Origin of the sequence: Stieleria mannarensis (assembly GCF_014154935.1) — a bacterium.
GTDB classification, from domain to species: domain Bacteria; phylum Planctomycetota; class Planctomycetia; order Pirellulales; family Pirellulaceae; genus Stieleria; species Stieleria mannarensis.
The window spans coordinates 44,990-69,802 of sequence record NZ_JACEHH010000021.1; the positions used below are offsets into that span (position 1 = coordinate 44,990).

The following is a 24,813-nucleotide window of genomic DNA, read 5'->3' on the forward strand; positions in this document are numbered from 1 at the left end:
TGCTTTACTCGGGCGAGTGCCAGAACTACCCTTTAGGAGCTGCCTGACGGAGCACGCTTCTCGAATCGTATGGTTGCAACCGATGTTTGGACAATGGCTTCGTATCCGAGATGTCGTCTCGATTTGCACGCTGGCGCTGACCGGCGTCTCCCACGCGGCCGTTGCGACGGTGATGTACCAGGGATCGGCGGGGGAATTTGTCACGCAAGGACAGACCGAAACGATCCGTTTTGACTCCAATGAAGGAGGCGTGATTACGATCGCTCAGCTGTTTCCGATCGACGGCCAATCGTCCGTGCTGGACTTTAATTTGAACCGCAGCGACGGAACACGTGTCGCGGTCCGGTTCTCTTCCACTCAGTTGGGCACACCGCTGGCGGTCGGCAACTACACCGATGCGGTCCGGAATCCGTTTCCCGAAGTCCTTCCCGGATTCGATTTTGCCGTCGCAAACCGAGGGTCCAATGAATACAGGGCCGACTTCACGATCACGCAGCTCAGCTACGACGCCGGCGGCATGCTCAGCACCCTGGAAGCCACGTTCGACGCCGACACCGGCCCGGTACCGGGCACGATCATCGGCTCGATCTCCTACGCATCGGTGACAGCAATCCCCGAGCCCTCAGGGTTGCTTCTGGTGGTCGGCCTGGGAGGCGTCTGTTTCGTCTGTAGGCGGAAGAGGTCGCGGCTTGCTTAGCCACTGCTTTGGCAGCGGCTCACGCCCTTAACCCTCCTTCTGGGAGGGTCGTGAAGAAGTTTGCGCTCGGGGCAGGAAGGGTTCGTTGTGGCTCGGATTAACTCAAACGCCACGAATCGAACCTCCCCTCGCCACGCGCGACGCTTCCTGCCGGGGAGGGAGAATTCCCAAAACCGCACGACCGCCGAGGGGCGGGTCGGCTTATTGGCGGAGATTCGCCACCTTCGACCGGCCGTCGATGTTTCGAGTATTTTCCGCAATCCTGATCCGATGTGCGTGATTTCCCGATCCGATGACGCGTCTAAGGGTAAGGTTGTGCCCGGAGACGGCCGGGGGATTTGCCCGCCTGCGTTTCGTCTTCATCCATTTGCCCCTTCTCCTGAGTTCCATTCGTGATCGCTGATTCCACTCTTGAAAACCTTTGCCGGCGCGTTCAGGCGTCGGTGGAGCGTGTCGTTGAGGTCAAAGGTTTTTCCTGTTCTGTCGAAGACGGAAAACTGACACTGCGTGGTCAAGTTGCCACCCGGGACGATGCGCTGCTGTGTGCCGTCGTCGCGCGGAGTGTTCCGGGAGGAGAATCAGTGGTCAATGAAATCACCGTGGTCGGGTAGTCGTCCGTCTCGGCTTACCCGAACGGACTCGTCGCCTCGTCCACGACCAGGAAACCAAGCTGACATGGACTGCTAGCGTGGCGGCAACACCGACAGAATTTGCTCGGGGGCGATCACGACGATGTAGTGATTGCGTCCGTCTTCGATGACAACGTTGCGGATCTGGGGATCGCTGAGCGGTTGGCCGGTAAAGGCCAGCGGGGACAACTGAATCTGCTGGGGGCCGACCGGCAGTTCGGCACGCAGCACCTGGATTTCGCGTGGCAGCAATCCCCAGCATCGGGTGTCGGCCTTTTCGGTCGCGCTCCAGGCGTTCATGGCAGCGAAGGTGAACGCGGCGGCGGCGTCACCGGACAGACCGAGTGAATGGGCGGTGGCGACGACACTGGTTTCCTTGAGCACGCGGCGGACGACCGCGCGGGCGATCGTCCATGGCATCTCGGCCTGGACCTTTTCCGTCGCCAACTGCCCAACGTCCGTGATCGTCTGCGTCGCCCCAAGCAGTTCGCCGCCGAACGAAACTCCGATCGCCGCAACGTCACTGGGCGGAACCTCGACTTGCGGGACTTTGACGCTGACCACATTGGGCAGCACCGGTTCGTCGTCCTCGTCTTGCTCGTGATTGTGCAACGTCCGCAGCAAGGTTGATGCGATTTGCAGCGACGTGGTGGTCGTCGGCGCGAGGGTTTCCACCAGCCTCGGCCCGTGTCCGACCAGAGCAAAGACGTACACGACGCCGTGCCCGGCGGCGCTGTGGGCGCCTCGGTTGGCCCGTGCGATGTCCTCGGCCGCCGGTGCGAATTCCGGTTGGATATTGCTGACCAGCCGAAACGCTCGCTCGGCGTCGTCGTAATTCTGGTGCGTGGCTTCTCGCAGTGCGCCGCTCAAGTAGGGGGCCAGCGCGACTTGTTGAACCGACGTCGCAGAGTCCTCCTCCGTGTCTTCCTCCGACGCGATGCGATCCAATTCCGCTTGGCGAGCTTGGGCTTGCAAGCAATACGCCTCCGCGTCGGTGGCATCACCGGCCAGGGAACAGAGTGCCAGCATCGAGCGCAACAGGACTTGTTCGTAGCCGGCCAATTGGAACGGCCGCACGCGATCGTCGACCGCCAGCGAGGCGGCGTCGCCGATCGAAACGCTCTGCGGCAGCGTGTCGAAGTGATCGCGGAGGGCCCGCATCCGCGACTCCGCAGCGGCAAGGTTGCCCTGGGCCAGTTCGACCATCGCCAAGTCGAGTTCGCTAGAACGCCGTGTCTGTTTCCGCCCTTCGGCAAGTTCACGAAGCGCCGTGTCGGCCGATCGGAGATCGCCCCACGCGTAGGCGTCGCGGGCCTGGACGATCGAAACCTTGTTGGACCGACAGCCGGAAACAACGGCAACGGCAATCATCAACACCGCCGCCAACCGGCGTGTCGATCGAATCAGATCCGTGCTGGAAGGAGCGGAGTCGCGATGCAACTTGCTCACCCGTCGGCCTGATCGAAAATGCCATAATTCCACCACTTGCCGGCACGCGACTTGGAGTACCCCTTGCGGATCTTGGCCGACTCCTTCAGGAAATCGCCTGTGTGCACGTTGACCATTTCCAGGGTCAGCGTGTAGTCGCGTTGGCTGGTCTTGTTGCGATCGGTCGTCCCGGTGGTGATGTTGGCAAACAGCAGGTAGTCGACGGGCGTACCGGCTTTGCCCAACACGGCCGCGAACGCCTCGCGGTTGGCCGGCAGGAACAAGGCGTCCGGACGCAGACGGGTTTCGCGAAGTGCGGTTTGGACCATCCGCCGGCTGATGCCTCGGAAATCGCCGTTGGAATTGATTTGCGAGTCGATCTGCTCGTAAAGCTGTTCTTTGAAATCCCCCAGCTCCTCGGCACTCTTATTTTCGATCCCGACGAAGCAGACGTTGGCCGGAGCGTCGGTGAGCGTTTGATGGACGACCGCCGGATCGACCGGCAATCCATCGGCAGTCGACAACTCCGGTCCGTTCAATCCCTGGACGGGCTGTCCCGAATGTGCGGCAAACGTGACCGGCTGGACGGTCGGGGGGCAGCGGGACAGCAGTTTTGCGACTGATTCTTCGACCAGCGGGTTCCACGTCGCGGCACCGGCGGCGTGGCTGCCGACCAGATCTTTGTCGTCGTTGGCGAGCAGATGGCCATATTGTCGGCCGGCACATCCCGAGGTTGCGGTCAGAATGGCGGCGATCACGACCGCGGAGGCCGCCGTTGCGGCCAGCCGCATTGGGGTTGTCTGTTGCATGCTGATTGGATTTCTGGGGTTGGATTCGGTCCCGACGAAGTTCGAAACCCCGCGCTGGGGGGCCAGAATTGCCGTTAGGGCGAAGAAAATTCGCCGGAGGCGACTTGCCCGATAGTGTGGACCTATCAAAATGTGCGTCCGTCCGGCCAGATAGATCCGCTGCCTGAAAACGCAGCTGCGATCGATCACGCCGGCGGCGTACCGTCACTATCGGCACCGCGCCGCCGGCCGGTTGACCTGTTGCGGTCGTTAATTTGCTGTCGGGAGAACCGTTTAACCGCCCAGCATCCCCAGATACCCACGCTTTCCGTCATTCGCGTGGCCTGTCGGACCGAGAATCCACCGACAGAAGTTTGCTCCCCCCTCCCCAATTCATCGCAATTCCGGTTTCATCTATGAGTGTCGCTCTCGCCGTTCCACCGGTCGCCAATCCCGAAATCGAGAACGCGAATTCCCCCACCGCGGATGAGCTTCGTCCCCTCGCCTCATCGGTGACCAAATGGACCGCCAGCCCGATCGCGTCGGACGACGATGACGACTTGGATGACGACGACGACGACGATGATGGCTTCGACGACGACGAAGATGCCGGCGGCGACGATGTGGACGATGGCTTCAATGACGGGCTGGACGAAGACGACGATCTGGATGACTTTGATGACATCGACGAAGACGACTTCGACGATGACTTCGATGACGATTTCGAAGAAGAACTCAACGACGACTACGAAATCGAAATCGACGACGAAATCAGCGACGAGTTCGGTTTGAGCACCGGTAAAGACGACGAAGACGATGAGGACGTCGACCTGGACGATTTCGACGACTTCGAAAACGTCTGATCGCCCTGAGGACGACGGCCCTTCCGGACGGTCGCGGCAACTTTCTTCAACGGCTAGCAGCCCGGCGTCTTTTTGACGTAGCTACGCTCGCCAGAGCGTGGAAAGCCACCGAGACTCCACCTTCTGGCGAAGGTAGCTACGACTGAACGGCGATTCATGATGCACCAAGCCGTGGCCGCTTACCGAGCCGACTCCTTTAAAAACGCCGAGCGCCCCAGCGGACGCAGCGCCTGGTTCATTTGCCGATACGTCGCTTCGTCTTTAAACAGCCACAAAATCCGCGTGCGGGTGTTTTTCGGCTTGCTCGGCACCGGCGCATAACCGTCGGTGAAAACGACCAACCCGTCGTAGTCGCGGTTCTGGTCGATAAACTCCATCACCGGCGCGAAATTCGTTCCGCCGCGACCGGTGACTTCAACGGAACTGCGGGCCCGACGTAGCGTGACCGGTTCACCGCGAATGTCCTCGTCGAACCAAATCACGTCGATCGATTCGACGCCGTAACGAAAGAAGTGGCTGATCACGGAAAAGCCCAGCCGTAGATCGCGGTGCCCCATCGATCCGGAGACGTCGACGGCAAACAACAACTTGGTCGTGAAGTCATAGCGGCTGCCCATTTGGGCGAAACCGTAGCGGCGACTCGGTTTCATCCGCGTCAGCCGGCGGCGGACCGACAGCACGCTTTGACGAAAGTTTCGCAGCACACCGCGATAGTCCAACTTGGGATGCAGCGTCGCAAGCAACTGCTCTTTGGCCGCCCCGCCGACCGTGCCCCAGCCATCGGTCTCGGCGGCTTCGCGCACCGCGGCGTTGATCTCGTCGCGTTGAAGGTCATCGTTGTCCCACTGTCCCGTGTTTTCCATGCCGACCTGATCGGGGTCGCTGTAAGATTCCAGCGTGCTTGCGGCGCTCTGTTGCGGGATCGGCTGGTCGACTTGTGAATCGTCGTCTCGCGATTCGTCTGGCGTTTGATCCTCGGGGGGCTGCGATTGCTGTTGGTCGTCACCGGACTCGGGGGCTGCATCGCAGGGAGATTGCTCAGGCTCGTCGTCGGGCGACTCTTCTTCCGCCGGTTCATCTTCGTTGGCCCGCTCGGCGAGTTCCCGGTAATAGAACTCGAAGTACTGGTCATCATAACGCTCGTCGCCAAACACCTCTCGGGCCCGCGGAATCGGCAGCTTGGTCCGCAGACACTCTTGGACGCTCAGATTGCTGGCCTGGTAGGACAACTCGGCCCTGGGCTGCTGCCTGCCGTAGGGATGTCCCAGCAGAATACGCATCGCTTCAAACCCCAACACCGACCGCAACTGGTCGCGGCGCAGGGAACGGATGAAGTCGGGATTGAATTCGATCCTGCCATGCCCCACACGAATCGTCGCGATACCAACATGCTCGACAACATCGTGCATCGTCCAGGCGGCGAACAGCAACGGTTCGGTCAAAAACCAGCCTTCGACCACCTGAGTGATCCGCTCGCGCGACGTCGACTTGGCAAACGATCGACTCATTCGATGCGGATCCCTTCCATGTAACCGGTCAACAACTCGGTCAATTCGATCGACTCGGAGATGAATTCCATCACGGATTCAAACTTGGGTTTGCCCAACATCGAAACCAGATGGGCGACCGCTTCATCCAGCTTTCGCTTGCGCAGCAGATTTAGATAGCCCAATAAGCCCTTGCGAGCCTTTTCCTCGCGGTCGGCCGGGCATTTCCCACTGCTGATCCAAACCAAGACCTGTTCGTTGAGTAACAACAGCTCGCCCAGCGGCATCTTGCCGAGCGTCTTGCGGTGTTTACTTAGCTCCAACAGAACGTCGGCGGGGGAAACGGGCAGCGGCGTGGCCAGGCTGCGACGAAACGCGTTGGCGGCGGCCGAACCGACGATGCCGGCGACCAGTTTGATGTGCATTCCCTCCAGACGCTCGATCGGTTCGATCAGTTTTGACACCCGCGCCCAGCCACGTCGATCGGGCGTCTTGGCCAGCCCCGAAAGCGGCTCGTCGGCTTCATTGCCGATCCCGTGTCCGTCTAAGAATGGAGGCTGTTTTTGAATGAAGCGGGTGATCCGCGAATCGACGTTCTCGCGTTCGGCCCACAACAACCAGTCTTCGACCGTCGGGGCAAACTCGTACAGGTTGAAGCGCGAAACCAACGCCGGGTCCAGGTCGGTCAGCTGGTACTCGTCGCCCTCGTTGACGGCCGAGACGATCACGCTGCCGGCGGGCAGCTTCTTGCCGGCGAGAGTTTTGTTGAGGGCCAATTCCATGACCGACTGCAAAATCTCGGGCCGCGCCCGATTGAGTTCATCCAGGAACAGCGCGATCGGCTGGCCATCGTGCGGCCACCAGAACGGCGGCAAAAACTCGCTGCGGCCGGTGTGTTCGTCCTTGTGAAGCAACCCGATCAGATCCCCCGGGTCGCTCATCTGGCCCAAAAAGAACGGCACGACGGTCATCCCACGGCCGCGAAAGTGATCGGCGATGATCTGCGATTTTCCGATCCCATGACGCCCCACCAGCATCACGTTCTGCTCGGCGGGCGTCAGTTCCAAAAGCTGAATCAATTCACGAGCGTCGACACGAACGGCCAAGGGGAGATCTCCATCGGGATGAACAAATGCGGGCTATCGGGCAAACCTAGCTACCCTCGCCAGAAGGTGGGTCGGGTACGTTTCCCACGCTCTGGCGAGCGTTGCCACGTCAAACTCCGTAACGTCTGGTTTAGTGGGCTATACTGTACGCTTCGGGGCAACGTTTGTCGCAGGCCCTTTGGCATTGTGCGACGATCAGCCGATCGCCGCATCAACCGGTAGGAAAAATCCCTTCCAACGAAGAACCATCCCGACTGGGCACGACGCAAGATGACCACGGCGCTGCATGTCACCGTTGATGAATTCGACACGATGGTCGATCGTGGTGCGTTCGATCATTTGAATCGGAAAATCGAACTCATCCGAGGCAAATTGTACGAAATGAACCCTGCGGGACCATTGCATGACGACCTGATTACATTTTTGACCCATTGGTCCAGCGGCGTCCTCGCAGAAAAGCCGATGCTGGTGACGTCTCAGACGGGCCTCGGTCTCAATGCGTTGGAAAGTCGCCCCGAGCCGGATTTGCTGTGGATCGACAAGAAACGTTACCGTGATCGCCATCCGTCGGCGTCCAACGTCCACCTCGCGATCGAGGTTTCTGACAGCAGTCTCCAATACGATCTGCAATTAAAAGCCCAACTGTACGCAGAAGCCGAGATATTGGAGTATTGGATTGTCGACGCGAAGTCGTCCTGCATTCATGTGTACCGACATCCCGTCGGTGGGCGTTACAGCGACCTGAACGTGGCCCATTGCGGCGATCAGATTTCTGCCCTCGCCGCTCCCGACGCGATGCTGGACGTCCGCGAACTGTTCGAAGGCGACTGAGCCTGGCCACTGCGCCTTCACAGCGTCTCGTGCTCGATCCAGGTCACATCCCAGGGCAACCGTCCGACCGGCATGATTTTGAAACGCAACCCTTCGGCGTACAGTTCGCGCAAGGATTGGATGGTCACCCGCAGCTTGGGCAACATCTTTTCGAACTGCTTGAAGGGCACGCTGATTTCCATCAAGTCTTGTTTCGACAATTTGACGAACAGTTTTAATTTGACGGTGTCGCCGCTGGTCGCAAAGTCAAACTTCTCCTCCTTGGCCAACTTCTTGACCTGGGCGATGATCGCCTTGGATTTGAACTCGCGGACCTTTTCGCGTTTCTTCGCACCGGCCTCGCGACGGGCATAGCGTTCCAGCACATGCCGGACGAAGGTCTTGATTTCGTCGATGTCGCTGACCGGCGCGCTGTGCTGGCTCTCGCGGAATCGATACGAATGGATCGTCAATCGACTCTCGCTGTCATATTCCAACCGCAGTTCGTCGCTGCGCCAGTATTGTCCGGCCATGTTCGGTTCCGGGATCGTGAACCGGCAAAGCGTCCGCGAGCGTGAATCCTTGTCACCGGGATGCTGGGTGACGTGCACCCCGTCGATCTGGCCGACCAGCGTCTGCCAGTGCTTCGACTCTTGCAACAACTTGGCGCGGTCGACGACAATCGGCGACTGACCGGAAAAGTCTTCGCGAAACAGTTTTCGAATTGAGGGCGGTGGCAATTTCATCCGCGGTATCCTACGAAATCCACTCGCTGTTGCACACGACGGCCGTCCGCCGACTTCCAAGCGGGGTCAAAAACGGCGACACTACGCCGATGAGCGAACTATCAGATCAATTTGATGCCCCGGTGAAGCGTTTCGAGGTCGGGGGGCATGCGATGGCCTACCGTGACGTCGGACCGACGGCGGCTGGCCAGTCGGACGTGACCGAGGCGCCGCGACCGACGATCCTGTGCGTGCACGGAAACCCGACCTGGAGCTACTATTACCGAGGCGTGGCCCAGCGATTCGGCGCGGACCATCGGGTGATCGCGGTCGACCATATCGGTTGCGGCCACAGCGACAAACCGAGCCAAAGTGAGTTCGCGTACACCCTGGCCAATCACCAATCCAATCTGGTCGCGTTGATCGAACACTTGGACCTGTCCGATGTCGTGCTGCTGGCGCACGACTGGGGCGGTGCGATCGGGTTGGGGGCCGTGGTCCGCTGCAAGCCGCGGTTTCGAGGCATCATGCTGCTCAACACCGCCGCCTTTCCGCCGCCGTATGTCCCCTGGCGGATCGCTGCGTGCCGGATTCCCGTCTTGGGCACGCTCGGCGTCCGCGGCGTGAACCTGTTCGCCCGAGCCGCGATCACGATGGCGATGAGCCGCAATCGGATGCGTCCGGCGGTCGCCGAGAATCTGCTGAAGCCCTACGACAGTTGGACCAACCGAGTGGCGATCGATGCCTTCGTTCGCGACATCCCGTTTTCCAAAGCGGCGCCGACCTATCAAACGTTGGTCGACCTGGAGAACGCCTTGCCGTCGTTGGCCGATCTGTCCTCGCTGTTGGTCTGGGGGATGAAAGACTGGTGTTTCCGCCCCGAATGCTTACGACGATTTCAATCCGTCTGGCCGTCGGCAACCAGCGTCGAAATCGACGACGCGGGACACTATGTCATCGAAGACGCACCCGCCGAAACGCTCGATGCGATCGGGCAATTCTTGAAGGACAGGATCCGATGACCGGCGGCTTGGAAGCCCTCCGCCGGGCCTGCACTTGCCCGGCCGACGCGATCCGCTGGGCATGCGTCCTGGAAGCGACCGCGCCCAAGGCCGGTAACGTGTCTCCGGGACGCGATTTTGAGGACCTGGCCTACCTGGACTTCATCACCGCGGCGGAATTGGCCGCGGCGGCGTTTGATCCCCGCCCGGCATCGTTCAGCCACGGCGTGCTGGAGGCGTGCAGCAAGACGGCCGAGCGACTCGGAACGAATGTCAACTTGGGGATCTTGCTGTTGCTGGGTCCGCTGGTTCAGACCGACGCCGCCGATGGTGAATTGCCGCTGAACCGTGCCCAGTGGCGCGAGCGTGTGGGCACGTGCCTGGACACGCTGACGGCCGAGGATTCGGATCGCTTGTACGCCGCGATCAATGTCGCCGCACCGGGTGGGATGGGGCAGTCTGATGAGATGGATTTGAGTGGCCCGCCGCCGGAAGATTTTTTGGCGGCGATGCGGCATGCCGCGTCACGCGATCGGATCGCAAAGAACTACGCGGACGCCTTCGCGGATTTCTTTCATCACGTCGTGCCGCTGGTCCACCAAAGTCTGCTCGATGAAGGCGACTGGATGAGCGGACTGGCGCTGGCCCACCTGCGGTTGCTTGCGGCGGACCCCGATACCTTGATCGCGCGAAAATTCGGCGGTGAGGTGGCCCGCGAGGTCCAGCGCCGGGCCCGGTTTGATCACCGCGACGGGGAGCAATGCGAGGCCTTCGATCGCTACTTGCGAACCGGTACACTTGATCTGCGGGGACAATCCTCTCGGATCAATCCCGGCACCACCGCCGACCTGATCGCCGCAGCGGTCTACGTGTTGTTGCGCGAAGCGGTGTAGCGGAAGTCGCTAGTGGTCCGCTGCAGCATCGTTTTCGATTTGGCTGGAAAGTCGCCGTCCTCTCCGAGGTCGGCGCATGGCAAAGCTTCGCTTTGTGGGCGCCGAGTTCGGAGAACACGGCGACACTCCCAACTCCCAACTCCCAACTCCCAACTCCCAACTCCCAACTCCCAACTCCCATGCCTCAGCCCACCTTCCGAGTCGACGTCAGCAAGGAGCAGTTCGTGTTTTCAGCGGCGCACTTCATCACCTTTGCCGGCGACATCTGCGAACGCATCCACGGCCACAACTACGGCGTCCGTGCCTCGGTGGAAGGCCCGTTGGACGAGAACCGCTACGTGGTGGACTTCATCGCGCTGCGTGACGCGGTGTTGGAGCAGACCCAGACGCTCGACCACCATGTGATTTTGCCGCGGGATCACGCCGAGATTAAAATCCGCAGCGATGACCACGAGACGACCGCCAAGTTCCGTGACCGCCGCTGGGTGTTCCCGAATGAGGACTGCGTGATCTTGCCGGTGGTCAACACCACGGCCGAAGAGATCGCGCGGGTGATCGCCGAGCGGGTGCGGGCGAAAACGAAACCACAATTTGGCGACGCGCTTGACTGGATCGAGGTCGCCGTGGATGAAAACCAAGGCCAATGGGGCGTGTGTCGGTTGCCGTGGGAGTAACACCGATTCGGGACGCAAGCCGCGAGAATCACAATGACAATCAAGATGCTGTTCTTGTTAACTGTCATGTTTGCCTTCGCGTTCTTCAGTATCGGATTCGTCAATCTGCGGGCCAGTGATCACCTTCTCATCCCTCCCAGACTTCAGATTTCCATCTTTCTGGCGTTTCAGTTTGTGTGGCTGGCAGCGAACACGTACTTCGTCACACTCTTGCAGGAGGCGTGGAAAACGCCACCCGGAGCGGCACGCCACCTGTTGCGGGCCGCTGCCGTCGTCTCCTGTGTGACACAGTTTTTTCTTGTTTGCTTGATCACCCCAACGCTCGCACAGTATTGACCGGTGATGTCCGAAACCGTGTTTGGCACCTGATTCTCTCTCATTGGTCGTGGGGTATTGGTGGTCCGACTGAATTGCGTTTCGTCCGGGCTACAGTGAGTGCTCGGTTCGCCAAAGGCGATACACACCCGTAGCCTGGGGAGAGCCCGGATGAGCCACAGCGAATCCGGGCGTATCCCCAGGTCCCCGATCCACGGAACAGACTCCCCCAGCGTCCGGGCGGCGGCAAAGCCGCCGCCCGGACGCTGGGGGAATGGGGGACGTTATTTTTTCCTGGGGTTGCGGGTGTGCATGCCCGTTGGGCAAGTCCAGCGTCACTATGGTTTAATGAAAGGGGACAGCGGACTTGTTGTACGACGTCCTTCCCTGGTCGTTGTACAAAGTCTTATGGACGAAGGCGTGGCAGGACAATGGCCCCCGTAAAACCGTAGTCCAAAGCACGCCGCCGACACACAGTTCAACTCGTCGGACTACAAATTCCATTTTCGTTGAACCAAGACGATTCCAAAGCCTTAGCGGAGCAATCTCCATGCGTCTTGTCCTCGCCTTTGTCTTTTGCCTAAGCTGTTCTTTCCCCGCTTACGCAAGGCTGGATCCGGCAGCCGATCCACTGGAATTGCGAGGGTTGCTTCCTTATGAGCTGTATTTTCCACTTCGAATTGAGAAGACAGATGTGGAGCGGTTGCTACGAATTCAACGACAACAGATTGAAGCAACCGAACGCCATAATCGGATACGACAGCTCAGGGAACGATTTGAGCGACTCAAGAAACGGTGCAGGAGAACTCCGGACGCTCTGTATTTCGAACCCCTTCGAAGTTGATACATAAGGCCGCCTGCCGAGTACAAGTGTTATTTCTCCGGACTCGTCTCCCGTTCGATACTCTACGGTGGACACAAGGCCGAGTGATTCAGTTGACCGGGTCCGACAGCAGGACGGTCATCTGTTTTCCGACGGCTTCGGCATAGCGTTCCAAGGTTGCCAAGGTGGGATTGGCGTCTTCGTAATTTCCCAACCGCGACCGTGCGGCGCGGTCGATTCCCGTCCGCTCGCCCATTCGATGGGGAAATTTTCCTACCTCCCCACACCTGCCGGCGAGAGTTGGCAGAATGATACGGGGCAGAATGATGGAATGCCCGATGACTGGTCTCACCCGAAGCCTGACGCCAAACGGCTGATCCCATCTGAGTGCGGGAGGCATTGAGAGAACTTGCGTGCGGCCCTGGCGGCGCGTTGTTCACCACGCTCGCCCTGACACGCATTTCATTGCCGCTCAGCGAGCAAGTCTCGCAGCTCTTCATCCAATCGTTCGATCGCACCCTCGGGGTCGTACCACCAGTCGCGTGACCAGACGCGGAGGATGTTCCAGCCCAGGTTCTCGAGCACCCATTGGCGTGTCTTGTCGCGGTCTCGCGCGGTGGCGGAATTGCGATAGTTTGCGCCGTCGCACTCGATCCCCGCCAAGTACGTGTTCGGATCGCTGGGGTCACGGACGGCCAACGCGATGCGAAACCCGGACACGCCGACTTGCCGCGTCACATCCCAGCCACGGCTGCGCAGCCGATCGGCGATCGCGGACTCCAGCGACGGAAGACTGCCGGCCGTGTCTTGCGACAAAGGACTCGATGGGACCGATGATGCCTCGATGCGTTCGAATTCTGTTGTCCCCTTTTCCGCGAAGGCCAAGAACGCTTTCAGATCCCGAACCCCGCGTGACTTGGAATTCTCCGCCGGCAATTGATCGGCGGTGAAGGACGAAAACACGATCAACTCTTCGCGGGCCCGGGTCACGGCGACATTCAACCGTCGCTCTCCGCCGTCACGATTGAGTGCTCCAAACGTCAACGGCACTTTTCCCGATTTGCCTGGGCCGAAGGTGATCGAAAACAGCATCAAGTCCCGCTCGTCGCCCTGCACGTTTTCCAGATTCTTGACCACCGTCGGTTCGATTCGATCGTCGCTGAAGAACCATTCCAGCGTCGGATCGTCGCGCTGTGCCTGGTCGAACAGATCCTGGATCAACGTTTGTTGCTGACTGTTGAACGTGACGACGCCCAGCGTCTTGCGATCCTGTTCGGGCAACTCAAGCCACTGTTTCATCCGCGCGACCGATTCGGCAACGATCGCTTCGGCTTCGATTTTGTTGGTCCGTGTCTTGCCGCGGTCGTATTGCGAATGCGGCAGGTGACGCATCGAAACGGCACTGTCGGTCGTTTCGGGCGAAGGAAACGTGACCAGTTGGTTGTCGTAGTAGTGATGATTGGAGAACGCGATCAACGATTCGTGGCGGCTGCGGTAGTGCCAATTCAATTGCAACGTCGGCAACCCGGACGCTTTCGCTTCATCCAGTATGCTTTCCAAGTCGCGTTCGTAATCCTCCAGCTGCTCGTCGTCTTCGTCGTCGTTGGATTTGCCGAAGAAGTTCGTCGGCGGCAACTGATTCGGGTCGCCGACGATGATCGTTTGCCGTCCGCGGGCGATCGCGCCGATGGCATCCCAGGTCGTGATCTGCGACGCTTCGTCAAAGATCACGACGTCAAAGGGCGGCTGATCGGCCGGCAAATACTGGGCGATCGAAAGCGGCGACATCAACAGACACGGCGCCAACGAGGCAAAGTGCTCGGGCATCATCGAAACGAGTTCACGAATCGACTTGCTGGGACGTTTCAATCCGATCTGGTGACGCAGCAGTCCCAGTTCTGACTTTCGTGGCACCTCGCTTTGTTCGGGTAATCGATGGGCCACCGATTTGCGCACCCGACTGGCCGCCGCCTGTCTGGCTTTGGCATCCAGATCGACAAAGCTGTCGATCGTGTTCTCGTGCTGGAACCGCTGAAAATCGCGGAGCACGTCGTCGGAGTCGATCACCCGCGGCAGCCACCAGCGGACATAGGCCAATCGAAAACGATCCGGTACGTCTTGGTAAGGAACTTCGCCCAATTCCGTCGCCATGATGATGGGGGTTAAACCGACGTCGCAAGCCCGGCTGCGGACCGATTGCCACGCCGTCCAACGTTGCAGCTTGGTGCGATTGGCTTCGATCCGCCGCGCCATGGCGACCGAGTCGGCTAAGCAAGTTGCCGATTTCGCAAGGCACGCCCGACTGCCGGCCAGGTGTTCGAAATGGCCCGCCGCCGTGTCGAGCGATTCGTAGCTGCGTGAAAACTGCTTGGCCGTCTCAAACAACGGATCATCCGACGATCGGTGTTGTAAGAATGGTTTCAGGACCTGACGAAGCGAATCGAATTGCGACGCTGAATTGCGATCAGGCCGAGCGACCCGGCGGACCAGCTTCATTAGATCGCGGCAACGTTCAAGGTGCTGGCCGACCGATGCAGTTGCGGTGTGCCGGTGCTGCCATAGGTGGTCGCGGCTGGCCAGTGGGTTCCGATCGATCTTGGCCAACTCGCGTTGCATCGTTCGAATCGGCTCGAAATCATTCGGCGGATCGGCGACGCCCAGCCGAGCATCGCGCTGCAGCGACTTTGTGACGGCACGTTTGCGCAGGTACGACAGCGGCCAATAGGATTCCAGTGCGGCGTTCCAGTCCCGCTGCAACTGATCGACGGGAATCCGTTTCAGGTCGTCATCATCAAAGGTCACCGCGCACTGTGCGGCGGCGGAATCGAACGCGTTGATCGCGTCGTCCAGATCCTTCAAGTGACCCGGCAGCTCGGCCAATTGGTCATCAAACACGGTTTGATAATCGTCGTCGGCGGTCGCTGCTAATTCGATGGCGAGCCGGTGCAGGTTCCGCAGCTGCGATGACGACGCATCAATACAATCGCCTGGCATCTGCAGCCCCAACGCGTCACAGAACCGGGCCAGTTCGGGCCGGAAGGCATCGATGGCGGTGCACAGTTTTTCGCAATGCTCGAGCAGCTCCTGTTCCCATTGCATCGACCACTGCGTCCTGGTGACCGCATTGAGCGGCTCCATGTCCGCGACGGCGCCAAAGTTCAACGCAATTTCATCGGCCAACCGCTCCATCAATTGATACGTGTGTCGGTCATGTTGGTCATGGTCGGGCCAAGACAGTCTCGGCGTTTCAATGGACTTGCCCGCCACCGAAACTCCGATCGCCTGATAGGCCGTCCAACCGTTGGACGCTTGTCGATGCAGCGAGCGGACGTAGGCGTTCAATTGATCGCGCGACAATTTCAGTTCTTCGCTGATCTTTTTCCAATGCGTGCGGCCTTTGCGCCCGCCGCTTTGCCACGCCTGGTCAAGCTGGCGCAGGAATCGTTTTCGTTCAGCTTTGTTGCTGTGCAGTTCCACGCAGAAATCGCCCAGCCCGTTTTGTTCCAGTCGCCGCTGGACAACGTCCAAAGCGGCCGTTTTTTCGGCAACGAACAGGACCGTTTTGCCGCCCGCCAAACACTGGGCGATCATGTTGGCGATCGTTTGACTTTTGCCCGTCCCCGGTGGACCGATCAACACAAAATCGTGGCCTTCGGCAGCGGCCATCACGGCAGCCAACTGTGACGAATCGGCATCGAGCGGGTGAATCAAATCGATCGGATCAAACCGCCGGTCCATTTCCGTTTGGTCGGGAATCGACGTCTCCACCGCGCTCTGGAACGCGGTTTCCGGATTGCGGACCAAGTGACGGACAACGCGGTTCTGTTCCAATTGGTCGCTACGGTCGACCAGATCCTTCCACATCAAGTATTTGGCGAAGGAAAACGATGCCAATGCCGATTCGTCGACCACTTCAAATCCCGGCAGCTCACGGATTTCACGACGCACCATGTCCAAGACGCGAGGGACATCGACACCGTTGTTGTCCATCGGCAACTGGGATTCGAATCGCGACAGGTCACAATCGAAATCGCGTTTCAGTTTCTGGATCAACGTCGCGTTGAACCGCACATCGTCTTCGTGATGCGCCAACCGGTAGGCCGAGTTGGCGTTCTTGCGCAACAGTTTGGCCGGGACGAGCAGCAAGGGAGCACGAAAGGACCGCGAGTCACTCGGCCGCTCCTTCCAGCGCAGAAAACCGACGGCCAGATACAACGTGTTCGAACCGCCTTCGACCAAGTCGTTGCGGGAACTGCGGTAAAGGGTAACCAAACGCTTGGCCAATTCCTCGCCGCCGATCGTCGCGCAGACTTCGTTGCGTTCCAAGGCGGCTTTGGCGTACTCGATTTCCAAATCTTCCAACTTGGTTTTCTGGTGGTGGGCGACGTCGCGTCCGGCGGCGACGTTGGCGTCGGGCAACGAGACCAGTTTCAACCGTTTGCCGCTTGAGAGTCGGTCTTCGAGCTTGGAGACTTCGGGGCACAGGAACGGGATCGTCTGTTTGGTCGCTTTAAAGTTCAACAACCGGTTTCGCAGCGTCAGGTCCAACAGCTTGCGATGCCAACGGTCGATGCGTCCTTCCGGTGTCGTCGGTTTGGGCTCCGCCGACTCCTCGATCGGTAATGGGCCGGAGGGTGGCAGCGAAAGTGGTGGGGCGGAAGGGGTGTCGGCTGAGTCAACGGCGTCCTCGGGCTGCTCGCCGACCGAGGGCAGCGGTTTGATTCTGACCATGCGTGCCCGCTGGACATCGATCGCGGCAACGAAGCGGTCTTCTTCGGCCTCGGCGATCTGTTGCGCCGCGGACTGAATCGCATCGTCAAAGGATCCGGCCGGTCGACGGGTGACGAGTGTGGATTCAAACACGATCAACTCCCCAGCAGCGACCGCCTTGCGAACTTCACAACAATCGCGTTCGATCAACTGGCCGAAGCAGGTTTCGACCAGCCAGACGCCGACGAAACAGTGTTCGTGTTTCATCACGATGACCGGGTGAAGCCCGACGGCCTCGAGCGCCGACGCGAACAGCAACGAACTGTCCAAGCAGGTTGCCAGTCCGTCACGCAAGATCGTCGACGGGGAACGCGTCTTTTGCCCGCGTGATTCAAAGCTTTTGGGCGGGTTGGCGTAGGTCAACTGTTTCGCCACCACGGCCGACCAGATCGCCGAGGCCAGCAGGTGGGCCCGTTTGGGGTCGCGACTTTGGTAGCCGTCCATCGAAGGCGAAAGCCCGTGCCCGGCCAGGATTTCACCGGCCTGCTTCAACACGTCCGCGATCGCCGGATCGTTGGGCATCACGAACGCCGACAGCAGTTCGCCCATCGACGACACGCCGCCCCACTCGTCGCGCGAGAGCACGCGCAGGTCCGCTTCACGCCGGCAGAGGATCGCGCCCGAATCGCGCAAGATGAATCGAACGTCGCCACGTTGGGCTTCGTTTAGCCGGTCCAGATAGCCGGCATCCAAATGAACGTCGTTGTCATCGATCGTGATCGTTGAATCGGGATCGATGCGGTCGATGACCCAAGTTTTCGGCGTGATGAAACCGGGCTCGGACGTTAATTCCAACCGCAGGTCGGTCAGTGGATCCTGGGAAGGGTTACGCACGCAAAGTCGACGCAGAACCGGGATCGAGTTTTGGTAGCTGGCAAAATTGACGCTACTGGACAGTTCGAATTCGATCGACGCAGCGCCGCCTGTGTGGGGTAAATCGTCATCACTGACATCCAGCGAAGACGCTGGGTCGGTCGAAGAAGGAGTCATCGAAAACGCCCGTGCGAGGGTCCAGAATCAATTGATTCGCGGTAGAAAGTCGATTTACCGCAGCCGAATTCTACGCTTTGGCATCGTGCGGACGAGGATCCGGCAACGAGGATCCGATGCGTTTTCTCCGCCGGGTCGGGTTTTGCGGATTAAGGAGACTACGCGGCGGGGCGGGGCGAACGGGAGGACTTGAGGGGAGGGTAAAAGGACCACAGGGTAGCGGAACTCGCCAAGAGTTTCGCACTGGCGCGGCGACGCCGCACGGGGCCGAAAGCCTTGGCGGCTTCCGCTACGACACGAACCCACATATCAAGCGATGCTCGGCGCTAGTCCAGCGGTTCCGGTTCGAAATCGCCTGGATTGACCCAGCCGGCGGGCAGCTTTTCACCGGACATGTAGCGTTCGTAGAATCCTGCGGTTGCCGGTGACGTGTACTCGTAGCGGTCAAAGATGTCCCCGTTGCCGAACATCCGCGGATCGCCTTGCGACTTGAGTTCGACTTCCATCTGTTGGCGCAGTTCGGCAAGTTGGCTTGCCAGCGCCGGGCTGGTCGCCAGGTTGTTGATGCAGTCGGGATCCTCGGCGACGTTGTAAAGCTCTTCGGCCGGCCGTTTGCCGAAACACAGTTTCCAAAACGTGGTCGCGACACCGCCGCGGCGCATTTGCAGCACTTCCGTTTTCGTGGCCCCGCCGTCGCAATTCAGATAGCCCGTTTCCGGGTTGCCGCCGGGCCATCGATCGGTGGCATAGTTGTGCAGATACAACAAGTCGCCTTTGCGGATGCCGCGGATCGGGTATCCGCCGCGGTTGGGGCGACCGATGTCGTGGCGTTCTTTGCCGACCAACACGTGATCGCGGTCGGTGATCGGACCGTCGGCTCCAAACACATCAAACAGGTCACGCCCGCTGGTCGGCTGCATGATCGGTCCGGGCTTTGTGATCCCCGCGGCCTTCAAGAACGTCGGCGCCAGTCCGGCGAAATCGACGAAGTCATCGACGACGCGTCCGGGCGATTTGATCCCGGCGGGCCAACGAATCGCCATCGGGATATGATTCGATTCGTCATAGGCTTGGCCCTTGGCACGGGGAAACGGCATGCCGTGATCGCTGGTGGCGACGATCAGGGTGTTGTCCGATTGGCCGGCGGCTTGCAAGGCATCGAGGATGCGACCGAGATGCTGGTCGTAGTGTTCCACTTCGACGGCATAGTCCAGCATGTCGTTGCGGACGGTTTCGTTGTCGGGCCAGTATCCGGGGACGTGGTCGATGTCGGACGTCTTTTTGCCCATCCGCACCCCCGAGCCATATTCGTACGCGCGGTGCGGTTCGGTGGTCCCGTACCAAAACACCCAAGGCGTCCCATCGGGGACGTCCTTCAGAAAGGCTTCGAAGTTCGCGGCGTAGTCATTGTTTGAGATCTTTGAGGTCGGCGGCTTGGCCTTCTTTTTCGAATACGCTTTTCCGGTGATCGCGCGTCGGTTTCCGTCGGCGTCATTGGCGATCCCCGGTCCCCAGCCTTTTCCGGTGAACCCGGCGAAATAACCGTCCGCGGCCAGACGTTCGACATAGCCACCGAATTTGGCCGGAAAGTAGCACATGTGGTTGCCGGCTTGTTCGAGTTGCCAGGAATAGCGGCCGGTCAGGATGATGGCCCGCGACGGGGCGCACTTGGCGTTGGGCGTGTAGGCGTTTTGAAACAACAGCCCTTCGCGGGCGACGCGATCAAAACTGGGCGTCTGGACCCAGGGGCATCCATAGGCACTGGCGTGTCCATACGACCAATCATCCGCGATCGCCAGCAGGATGTTCGGGCGGGCGGGGGAGTCGCATCGAGCGAGATTGAGCGAACCAAACCAGCAAGCTGAAAGGATGAGAACAACGAGACGCATGAAGAATCCAAATTCGATGGGAGTTAGAGAGGGAATTGTTTGTCTGTCATTGCCAGATCAACGAACGACAGAATCTCTTGGCCGCCATTTTCCCAGACCAGGTTTCCGAGCTGCTCAAGCAACTGACGATCAATTCCATCACCGCGATACTTGACCATTTTTCGAAAGTCAGCCGAGTCTTGGGTTTTGCGTTCGAACTGACGGTACGGCGACACCATCGCCGCATATTTGCACGCCAAGGCAGCTTCCAAGGTTGGAATCCGATGACCGGAACTAGGTTCGTCGAACAGGTGCTCCTTCAGAATCTGCTCGTGCAGTTTTCCCCAAGGCAGCATCAGGTCGATCACGGCTTTGGGTCGGCCGGCGTCGTCCAAGTCGCCGGGGTCTTTGAAGCGGACCACGAAGTCCATTTCGCTGACCACCAGGGTCGGCCAGCGTCCCAGCAGCGCTTTGACGGCTTTCTTTTTTTGGCTGTAGGGCACCAGCACGTCGACGTCCTGGGTCGCTCGCGGGTCGCTCATGTAGCCGACGTACCCGTGCAGCCCCATCAGCATCCAGTTCTTGACGCCGGACCGCTCGAGCGCCGCACAGACTTCGCTGGGTTTGACATCCATGGAATCGGGCCGATGAAGTTCGCGGTAATCGGACGTGATCTTCTCGCTGACCCGAAGCGCGTCGGCAAAGGACGGCGGACGCCAGGGCGGGGCGTCCGGCGGCGCCGGCGCAGCCCGCATCGCGGCCTCGCGGGCGGCCAGAAACGCCGGGTCGGTGAAGTCAGAGGGGGCCGGATCGGCCATGGATGCGACTCGTTTCGGGGCTTAAAAGGAACAAGAGAGAGTCTGAATGATGCCACCTCAAGGACGCAACGTCGTGATCACCGTACAAACGTAGCTACCTTTGCCAGAAGGTGGTTCTGCGGCGTTTTTCCACTACGTCAACGTGCGTCTGCCACGCTCTGGCGAGCGTCGCTACATCAACGTGACGCTGCGGTCCAACCATTCTACCCGACTGGCGGGGAATAAGCGTTGCTTTTGGGCAGTGACACGGTCCTTGGTTGACTCATTAGACCGCACCACTTTGCAGATCAAACTTCGTCTTTTTGCCGGACGAACGTAGCTATCCTCGCCAAAAGGCGGCTCTCCTGGGTTTTCCACGCTCTGGGTTTTCCACGCTCTGGCGAGCGTAGCTACGTCCAACTGGGGCTACTCCGCGCCGTGATTCCGCTCCGTGGTGAATCACTCGATCGTCGAATCCCCGTCGCCTTTGTTTTTTCGGTCGCGGCGTTTTTGCACGATCGTCTTGATTTTCGCTTCCCGCTCACGCAGTTTTTTGACGCGGGCTTCGTACTTTTCCTCGCGTTTTTTGAGCGCCCGATAGCGACGTTTGACACGGGCGGCGGCGGCACGGATCTTGTCCCGTTTTTCCCTTAGCCGTGCCCGTTCGCTGGCCGACAGGTCGGGGTTTTGCAGCTGCTCGTTCAGCTCCCGCTCGGCCTGTTCCTGCTCGGCCGCTTCGGCTTCGGCCGCGTCGACATCGACATCGGCGTCGTCGTGTTCGATCAGCGCCGCCGCTTCGTCGTCCAGCTGGCGTTGCTCTTTGCTTTGGAACAACCGCGGCGACAGAAAGATCCCGTTGGCGATGATCATCATCGTTCCGAACGTGATCATGCCCAGGAACGCGGCGATGGACGCATGAACGCCAAACGCGACCGCCAAGACGAACGGGCGTGTCACCCGCGGCCAGATCAACGCACAGTAAAAGACTTCCCAAAACAACGTCGCGTTGGAAAGCGCGGAGATGATCGCGGGGTAGCGCGCCATCCAGGTCATGTCCAACGACTGGTATTCATAGTTGGACACGGCGTACCAGACGGCCGTTCCGTTCCACCAGGTTTCCCCGCGGGCTTTGGACAACCCGCCGAACAGATAGATCACGCAGAGGTGCAATTGCAGCAAGCGTGTGCCCACGTTGGCTGCGACGCTGGGCGAATCATCGGGAAGCATGAATCGCCAGAACGCGGAGGTTTCGCATTTTTCGATCAACCGTGGTCGGATCCAGGCATCGATGGAAAACCGACTGCCACACGGGGTCAGCGCCAGGTACAGCGTCGTGTAGGTGACGATCTGGTCGAGCCCGAACAAGGCACCTGTCAATCGGTGCAAGTACATCAGTTGCAGGAACAACGCCAGCGGGATGGTGACCCGGGTCCCCAGCCCGATCATGTACATCGCGGTCACGGCGATCGTGAAACCGTGGTGCAGCCAGATCGCGGTGGGACTCTCCAGATACCACAGGTAGCTGCGCGCCCAATCGCTGACGCCGAATGCCCCGTCGTGTAATTGACGCGCCATGTCGTTGCTCATCCACGCGTCGGGGCCGACGAAGGCGAGCAGGTCGCTGGCGAGCACGAGGTGGCAATACAGCAACATCGCTCCGGTCAGGATGCGAATCACGCACAGCGTGTGGGGGCGCGTGGGCGTGAACCAAAACCGGTCCCACGCCTCGGCCCATCGGGACAGCGCTTCGCTGAATGATTCCCCACTTGAACTTGCCGGTGTCGAGGCGCCACTCATGACCCGGGCTCCGCGTTGTCGGCTTCGTCACTGACTTCCGGTGCCGGGATCACTTCGGTCTCCACCGGCGCGGGAGCGATTTCGTCGCTGAAGATCGGTTGGTCGAGCAACACGTTGTACAGCCGAGGGTCGTCCAGCGCGATCGGTTCTTCCGTAAATTCCTGCAGCCCCGGCAATCCGTGTTCGATGCGCCGGATCGCGACTTCACGGTGCTCATTGACATGTTTCAGGTGATCGACCATCGATTGGCGGATGTATTCGTAGCGTCCACGTCGCTGTTGCCAAAGCTCGGCGGCCGGGCGATCCGACTGGAACATCTCATCGGGCGGTCCGGGCGGCCAATAGGAATCGTTCAGGAACTCGGCCAGCATGAAATGTCGATGGTACAACAACCGCGGCCACTGATCGTTTCGATCCGGGTACATCCGCTCGCTCAGCGTGCCGTCGGCGTTGGTCGACGCGGCTTGAATCAGATGACTCGGACCGGGGTCGGGGGCAAAGAACGCATAGCCGCGATCCATATGAAAGAACTGGCCGTACCCGGCGAAGGGTCGGATCAGGGTGCCGACCAGCGGCGAGGGGCCATCCAAGCTGAAGGTCTGAAACGCCAGCGGCGGCAATGCGACGGCCGACAGATGGAACAACAGCAGCGCGCTGGCGATGAGCTTCCATCGCCGCGGGGAGCGTTGGATCGATGAAGGTTCGGTCGAGCCGTCTAGATCGCCGTCATCGTCAGGCATTTCAAATCCCGGTGAATCGTCTCGTTGGAGTGCGGCCGGTCGCGCTGCGTCGCGTGGACATTCGGACCACAAAAACTGGGGAAAGCAACTTACAGATTAACCACGCCGCGGTCGATGTGTAGGGAGGCTGGCGGTACCGTGGCGCGTAATCCAAACAAAAAACGCCTGACCGATCCAAACAAAAAACGCCTGACCGATCCAAATAAAAAACGCCTGACCGGAGCGATCCGATCAGGCGTCGTGAAAAACGTGGGGTCGGTTTTCACCGAAGCCGTCTAGCGGCTGGCCACCGTGGTGCTGTCGAAATCAAACGTCAGCTCGTTCGTGCTGCCGGCGACGACGTCGATGGTTCGCTCGCGGGCCAGCAATTGGCCGTTGACCTTGGCGGTGACACGCACGGTGTAGTTGTCCCAACGCTCACCCGATTTCAGCTGAGTCGTGCGGAACGTGCGGACCATGCCTTTGCCGTTGGTATCGTTGCCGGCCAAGTTGACTTGGGCGCCCGAGGGCACGTGCAACTTGACGACGGTGACCATGGTTGGTTCGACCGGAGCGGCGGCTGCGCTCAAATCCTCCGCGGCGGGTTGTTCACCGGCCGGGGGCTCAAACACGACGCGTTCGTTGTCACCGGGGCGAAGCTTCACTTCGCGGCTTTCCGTTTTCGTTTCGCCATCGTGGTCATAGGTGACCTGGACGACGTAGGTGTAGAGGTAGCCTTCTTTCAGACCACGCGACATGAATTGTCGCACCATGCCATCACTGGTCGTCTTGTGCCCGTTGACCAAGACGCTGGCCGCATCGTTGGGCACGGCGACGGTCAACAAGGCTGCGTCATCATCCAGCGCCGGTTTGGCGGATTCGTACTGATCGCTTTCGGCAGCCGCCGCGTTCTCGTTGCTGTCGGACTTGTTGCCGGCAACCGAGCGATTCAGCGGGGTGTATTGCCGATACGACGATTCGATCGATGACGATTCGTAACCGGCCCGGGCGACCGAGCTGGAACGAAAACGGGTCAGTGGGACAGAGTAGCCGACGGCGGGAGATGCATAGGCGACGCCACCGCTGCTGCCGCCCGAGGATCCACCGCTGCTGCCACCGGACGATCCACCGCTGCTGCCGCCGGACGATCCACCGCTGCTGCCACCGGAGGAGCCGTAGCTGCTGGCGGCGGCACGTCGCGCCTCATGTTTGGCGTGGATCCTGGCTGCCAATCGTCGCAGCGGTCCGACGTAACCGCCGGACGATCCGCCGCTGCTGGCATAGCCGCCGGACGAACCGTAGCTGCCTCCGGACGAAGCAGCACCGTACAGGGCCACCTGCCCGCCGCTGCTGCCACCGGAACTGGCGTAACCTCCCGAAGATCCTCCGGAAGATCCGCCCGCCGCGGCAAGTTCAGAAAAGCCCGCCGCAGCGATCAACACTGCCAAACAGACCGAAAATCGAAAACGCGTCATAGTTGTAAATACCCTCCGATCCCGCTGATATGAGTACGCCGGACACTCCGGACGACACGTCATAAAATAGCGGTACAAATGGGGCAATCAAGCAGCTAAGGCAAAATTTGACGTCTGCGGGGTTTTTGACGAAGCCGCACACCTGGGGTCCGGCGGTC

At 60.0% G+C, this 24,813-nt stretch carries 21 protein-coding genes; 9 read left to right on the forward strand and 12 right to left on the reverse strand.

Features of this window, described 5'->3' with window-relative positions; translation table 11 throughout:
* Positions 1-82: 82 nt before the first annotated feature.
* Both H1B37_RS15455 and H1B37_RS15460 read left to right on the forward strand, forming a co-directional pair.
* Positions 83-697 (forward strand): PEP-CTERM sorting domain-containing protein, encoded by a 615-nt coding sequence (locus H1B37_RS15455; protein WP_182867566.1) that lies wholly within the window; start codon positions 83-85, stop codon positions 695-697.
* Between the two features lie 392 nt (positions 698-1,089).
* Positions 1,090-1,308 carry a BON domain-containing protein gene (locus H1B37_RS15460; RefSeq protein ID WP_182867567.1) on the forward strand — a complete coding sequence of 73 codons (219 nt, stop codon included), beginning with the start codon at positions 1,090-1,092 and terminating at the stop codon, positions 1,306-1,308.
* Between the two features lie 72 nt (positions 1,309-1,380).
* Here the strand turns inward: H1B37_RS15460 and H1B37_RS15465 are convergent, their stop codons facing one another.
* Together H1B37_RS15465 and H1B37_RS15470 are read right to left on the reverse strand one after the other, a co-directional pair.
* The gene (locus H1B37_RS15465; protein WP_353620850.1) at positions 1,381-2,775 is read right to left on the reverse strand and encodes a COG3014 family protein; all 1,395 of its coding nucleotides are present in this window, start codon (positions 2,773-2,775) and stop codon (positions 1,381-1,383) included.
* Complete coding sequence (locus tag H1B37_RS15470) at positions 2,772-3,563, reverse strand: LpoB-related protein (protein WP_182867568.1); 792 nt, start codon at positions 3,561-3,563, stop codon at positions 2,772-2,774. Before H1B37_RS15470 ends, H1B37_RS15465 begins: the two co-directional genes overlap by 4 nt.
* 395 nt (positions 3,564-3,958) lie before the next feature.
* On the opposite strand from H1B37_RS15470, the gene H1B37_RS15475 reads away from it, so the two are divergent.
* Complete coding sequence (locus H1B37_RS15475) at positions 3,959-4,405, forward strand: hypothetical protein (RefSeq protein ID WP_286177792.1); 447 nt, start codon at positions 3,959-3,961, stop codon at positions 4,403-4,405.
* Between the two features lie 179 nt (positions 4,406-4,584).
* Here the strand turns inward: H1B37_RS15475 and H1B37_RS15480 are convergent, their stop codons facing one another.
* Complete coding sequence (locus H1B37_RS15480) at positions 4,585-5,913, reverse strand: DUF2201 family putative metallopeptidase (protein WP_182867569.1); 1,329 nt, start codon at positions 5,911-5,913, stop codon at positions 4,585-4,587.
* On the reverse strand, positions 5,910-6,998 hold the full coding sequence (locus tag H1B37_RS15485) for an AAA family ATPase (protein WP_182867570.1): 1,089 nt from the start codon (positions 6,996-6,998) through the stop codon (positions 5,910-5,912). Before H1B37_RS15485 ends, H1B37_RS15480 begins: the two co-directional genes overlap by 4 nt.
* Before the next feature lie 270 nt (positions 6,999-7,268).
* Between H1B37_RS15485 and H1B37_RS15490 the strand changes: the two genes are divergently transcribed.
* The gene (locus tag H1B37_RS15490; RefSeq protein ID WP_182867571.1) at positions 7,269-7,829 is read left to right on the forward strand and encodes a Uma2 family endonuclease; all 561 of its coding nucleotides are present in this window, start codon (positions 7,269-7,271) and stop codon (positions 7,827-7,829) included.
* A 17-nt stretch (positions 7,830-7,846) separates the two neighbouring features.
* Here H1B37_RS15490 and H1B37_RS15495 read toward each other — a convergent pair whose 3' ends face one another.
* Positions 7,847-8,554, reverse strand: a complete 708-nt coding sequence (locus tag H1B37_RS15495; RefSeq protein ID WP_182867572.1) for a hypothetical protein — start codon at positions 8,552-8,554, stop codon at positions 7,847-7,849.
* Between the two features lie 89 nt (positions 8,555-8,643).
* Here H1B37_RS15495 and H1B37_RS15500 point away from each other — a divergent pair, with 89 nt between their 5' ends.
* From H1B37_RS15500 to H1B37_RS15515, 4 genes are all read left to right on the forward strand, one after another.
* Complete coding sequence (locus H1B37_RS15500; RefSeq protein ID WP_182867573.1) at positions 8,644-9,555, forward strand: alpha/beta fold hydrolase; 912 nt, start codon at positions 8,644-8,646, stop codon at positions 9,553-9,555.
* On the forward strand, positions 9,552-10,427 hold the full coding sequence (locus tag H1B37_RS15505) for a triphosphoribosyl-dephospho-CoA synthase (protein ID WP_182867574.1): 876 nt from the start codon (positions 9,552-9,554) through the stop codon (positions 10,425-10,427). Before H1B37_RS15500 ends, H1B37_RS15505 begins: the two co-directional genes overlap by 4 nt.
* A gap of 179 nt (positions 10,428-10,606) precedes the next feature.
* Positions 10,607-11,101, forward strand: a complete 495-nt coding sequence (locus tag H1B37_RS15510; RefSeq protein ID WP_182867575.1) for a 6-pyruvoyl trahydropterin synthase family protein — start codon at positions 10,607-10,609, stop codon at positions 11,099-11,101.
* Positions 11,102-11,134: 33 nt separating this feature from the next.
* Complete coding sequence (locus tag H1B37_RS15515) at positions 11,135-11,437, forward strand: hypothetical protein (protein WP_182867576.1); 303 nt, start codon at positions 11,135-11,137, stop codon at positions 11,435-11,437.
* 911 nt (positions 11,438-12,348) lie between these two features.
* On the opposite strand, the gene H1B37_RS15520 is transcribed toward H1B37_RS15515, so the two are convergent.
* From H1B37_RS15520 to H1B37_RS15545, 6 genes are all read right to left on the reverse strand, one after another.
* Positions 12,349-12,495, reverse strand: coding sequence for a hypothetical protein (locus tag H1B37_RS15520; RefSeq protein ID WP_182867577.1), 147 nt, complete (start codon positions 12,493-12,495; stop codon positions 12,349-12,351).
* 206 nt (positions 12,496-12,701) lie between these two features.
* Positions 12,702-17,999 (reverse strand): anti-phage protein ProA, encoded by a 5,298-nt coding sequence (gene proA / locus H1B37_RS15525; RefSeq protein WP_182867578.1) that lies wholly within the window; start codon positions 17,997-17,999, stop codon positions 12,702-12,704.
* Between the two features lie 326 nt (positions 18,000-18,325).
* Complete coding sequence (locus H1B37_RS15530; RefSeq protein WP_182867579.1) at positions 18,326-19,888, reverse strand: sulfatase family protein; 1,563 nt, start codon at positions 19,886-19,888, stop codon at positions 18,326-18,328.
* A gap of 23 nt (positions 19,889-19,911) precedes the next feature.
* Positions 19,912-20,685, reverse strand: a complete 774-nt coding sequence (locus tag H1B37_RS15535) for a hypothetical protein (RefSeq protein ID WP_182867580.1) — start codon at positions 20,683-20,685, stop codon at positions 19,912-19,914.
* Between the two features lie 438 nt (positions 20,686-21,123).
* Positions 21,124-22,461 (reverse strand): HTTM domain-containing protein, encoded by a 1,338-nt coding sequence (locus H1B37_RS15540; RefSeq protein ID WP_182867581.1) that lies wholly within the window; start codon positions 22,459-22,461, stop codon positions 21,124-21,126.
* A complete protein-coding gene (locus H1B37_RS15545) occupies positions 22,458-23,201 on the reverse strand; it encodes a hypothetical protein (RefSeq protein WP_182867582.1) in 744 nt (247 codons plus the stop codon). The genes H1B37_RS15540 and H1B37_RS15545 overlap by 4 nt, the downstream gene beginning before the upstream one ends.
* A 138-nt stretch (positions 23,202-23,339) precedes the next feature.
* Here H1B37_RS15545 and H1B37_RS15550 point away from each other — a divergent pair, with 138 nt between their 5' ends.
* A complete protein-coding gene (locus tag H1B37_RS15550) occupies positions 23,340-23,480 on the forward strand; it encodes a hypothetical protein (protein WP_182867583.1) in 141 nt (46 codons plus the stop codon).
* Here the strand turns inward: H1B37_RS15550 and H1B37_RS15555 are convergent.
* Positions 23,477-24,655 carry a TIGR03000 domain-containing protein gene (locus H1B37_RS15555; protein WP_182867584.1) on the reverse strand — a complete coding sequence of 393 codons (1,179 nt, stop codon included), beginning with the start codon at positions 24,653-24,655 and terminating at the stop codon, positions 23,477-23,479. The genes H1B37_RS15550 and H1B37_RS15555 overlap by 4 nt on opposite strands.
* Positions 24,656-24,813 lie beyond the last annotated feature (158 nt).

Coding starts and splice junctions, on each gene's coding strand:
- H1B37_RS15455 (WP_182867566.1), top strand. CDS start 83: ATGTTTGGACAATGGCTTCGTATCCGAGATGTCGTCTCGATTTGCACG.
- H1B37_RS15470 (WP_182867568.1), bottom strand. CDS start 3,563: ATGCAACAGACAACCCCAATGCGGCTGGCCGCAACGGCGGCCTCCGCG.
- H1B37_RS15475 (WP_286177792.1), top strand. CDS start 3,959: ATGAGTGTCGCTCTCGCCGTTCCACCGGTCGCCAATCCCGAAATCGAG.
- H1B37_RS15480 (WP_182867569.1), bottom strand. CDS start 5,913: ATGAGTCGATCGTTTGCCAAGTCGACGTCGCGCGAGCGGATCACTCAG.
- H1B37_RS15490 (WP_182867571.1), top strand. CDS start 7,269: ATGACCACGGCGCTGCATGTCACCGTTGATGAATTCGACACGATGGTC.
- H1B37_RS15495 (WP_182867572.1), bottom strand. CDS start 8,554: ATGAAATTGCCACCGCCCTCAATTCGAAAACTGTTTCGCGAAGACTTT.
- H1B37_RS15500 (WP_182867573.1), top strand. CDS start 8,644: ATGAGCGAACTATCAGATCAATTTGATGCCCCGGTGAAGCGTTTCGAG.
- H1B37_RS15505 (WP_182867574.1), top strand. CDS start 9,552: ATGACCGGCGGCTTGGAAGCCCTCCGCCGGGCCTGCACTTGCCCGGCC.
- H1B37_RS15510 (WP_182867575.1), top strand. CDS start 10,607: ATGCCTCAGCCCACCTTCCGAGTCGACGTCAGCAAGGAGCAGTTCGTG.
- H1B37_RS15515 (WP_182867576.1), top strand. CDS start 11,135: ATGACAATCAAGATGCTGTTCTTGTTAACTGTCATGTTTGCCTTCGCG.
- H1B37_RS15520 (WP_182867577.1), bottom strand. CDS start 12,495: ATGGGCGAGCGGACGGGAATCGACCGCGCCGCACGGTCGCGGTTGGGA.
- proA (WP_182867578.1), bottom strand. CDS start 17,999: ATGACTCCTTCTTCGACCGACCCAGCGTCTTCGCTGGATGTCAGTGAT.
- H1B37_RS15530 (WP_182867579.1), bottom strand. CDS start 19,888: ATGCGTCTCGTTGTTCTCATCCTTTCAGCTTGCTGGTTTGGTTCGCTC.
- H1B37_RS15535 (WP_182867580.1), bottom strand. CDS start 20,685: ATGGCCGATCCGGCCCCCTCTGACTTCACCGACCCGGCGTTTCTGGCC.
- H1B37_RS15540 (WP_182867581.1), bottom strand. CDS start 22,461: ATGAGTGGCGCCTCGACACCGGCAAGTTCAAGTGGGGAATCATTCAGC.
- H1B37_RS15545 (WP_182867582.1), bottom strand. CDS start 23,201: ATGCCTGACGATGACGGCGATCTAGACGGCTCGACCGAACCTTCATCG.
- H1B37_RS15555 (WP_182867584.1), bottom strand. CDS start 24,655: ATGACGCGTTTTCGATTTTCGGTCTGTTTGGCAGTGTTGATCGCTGCG.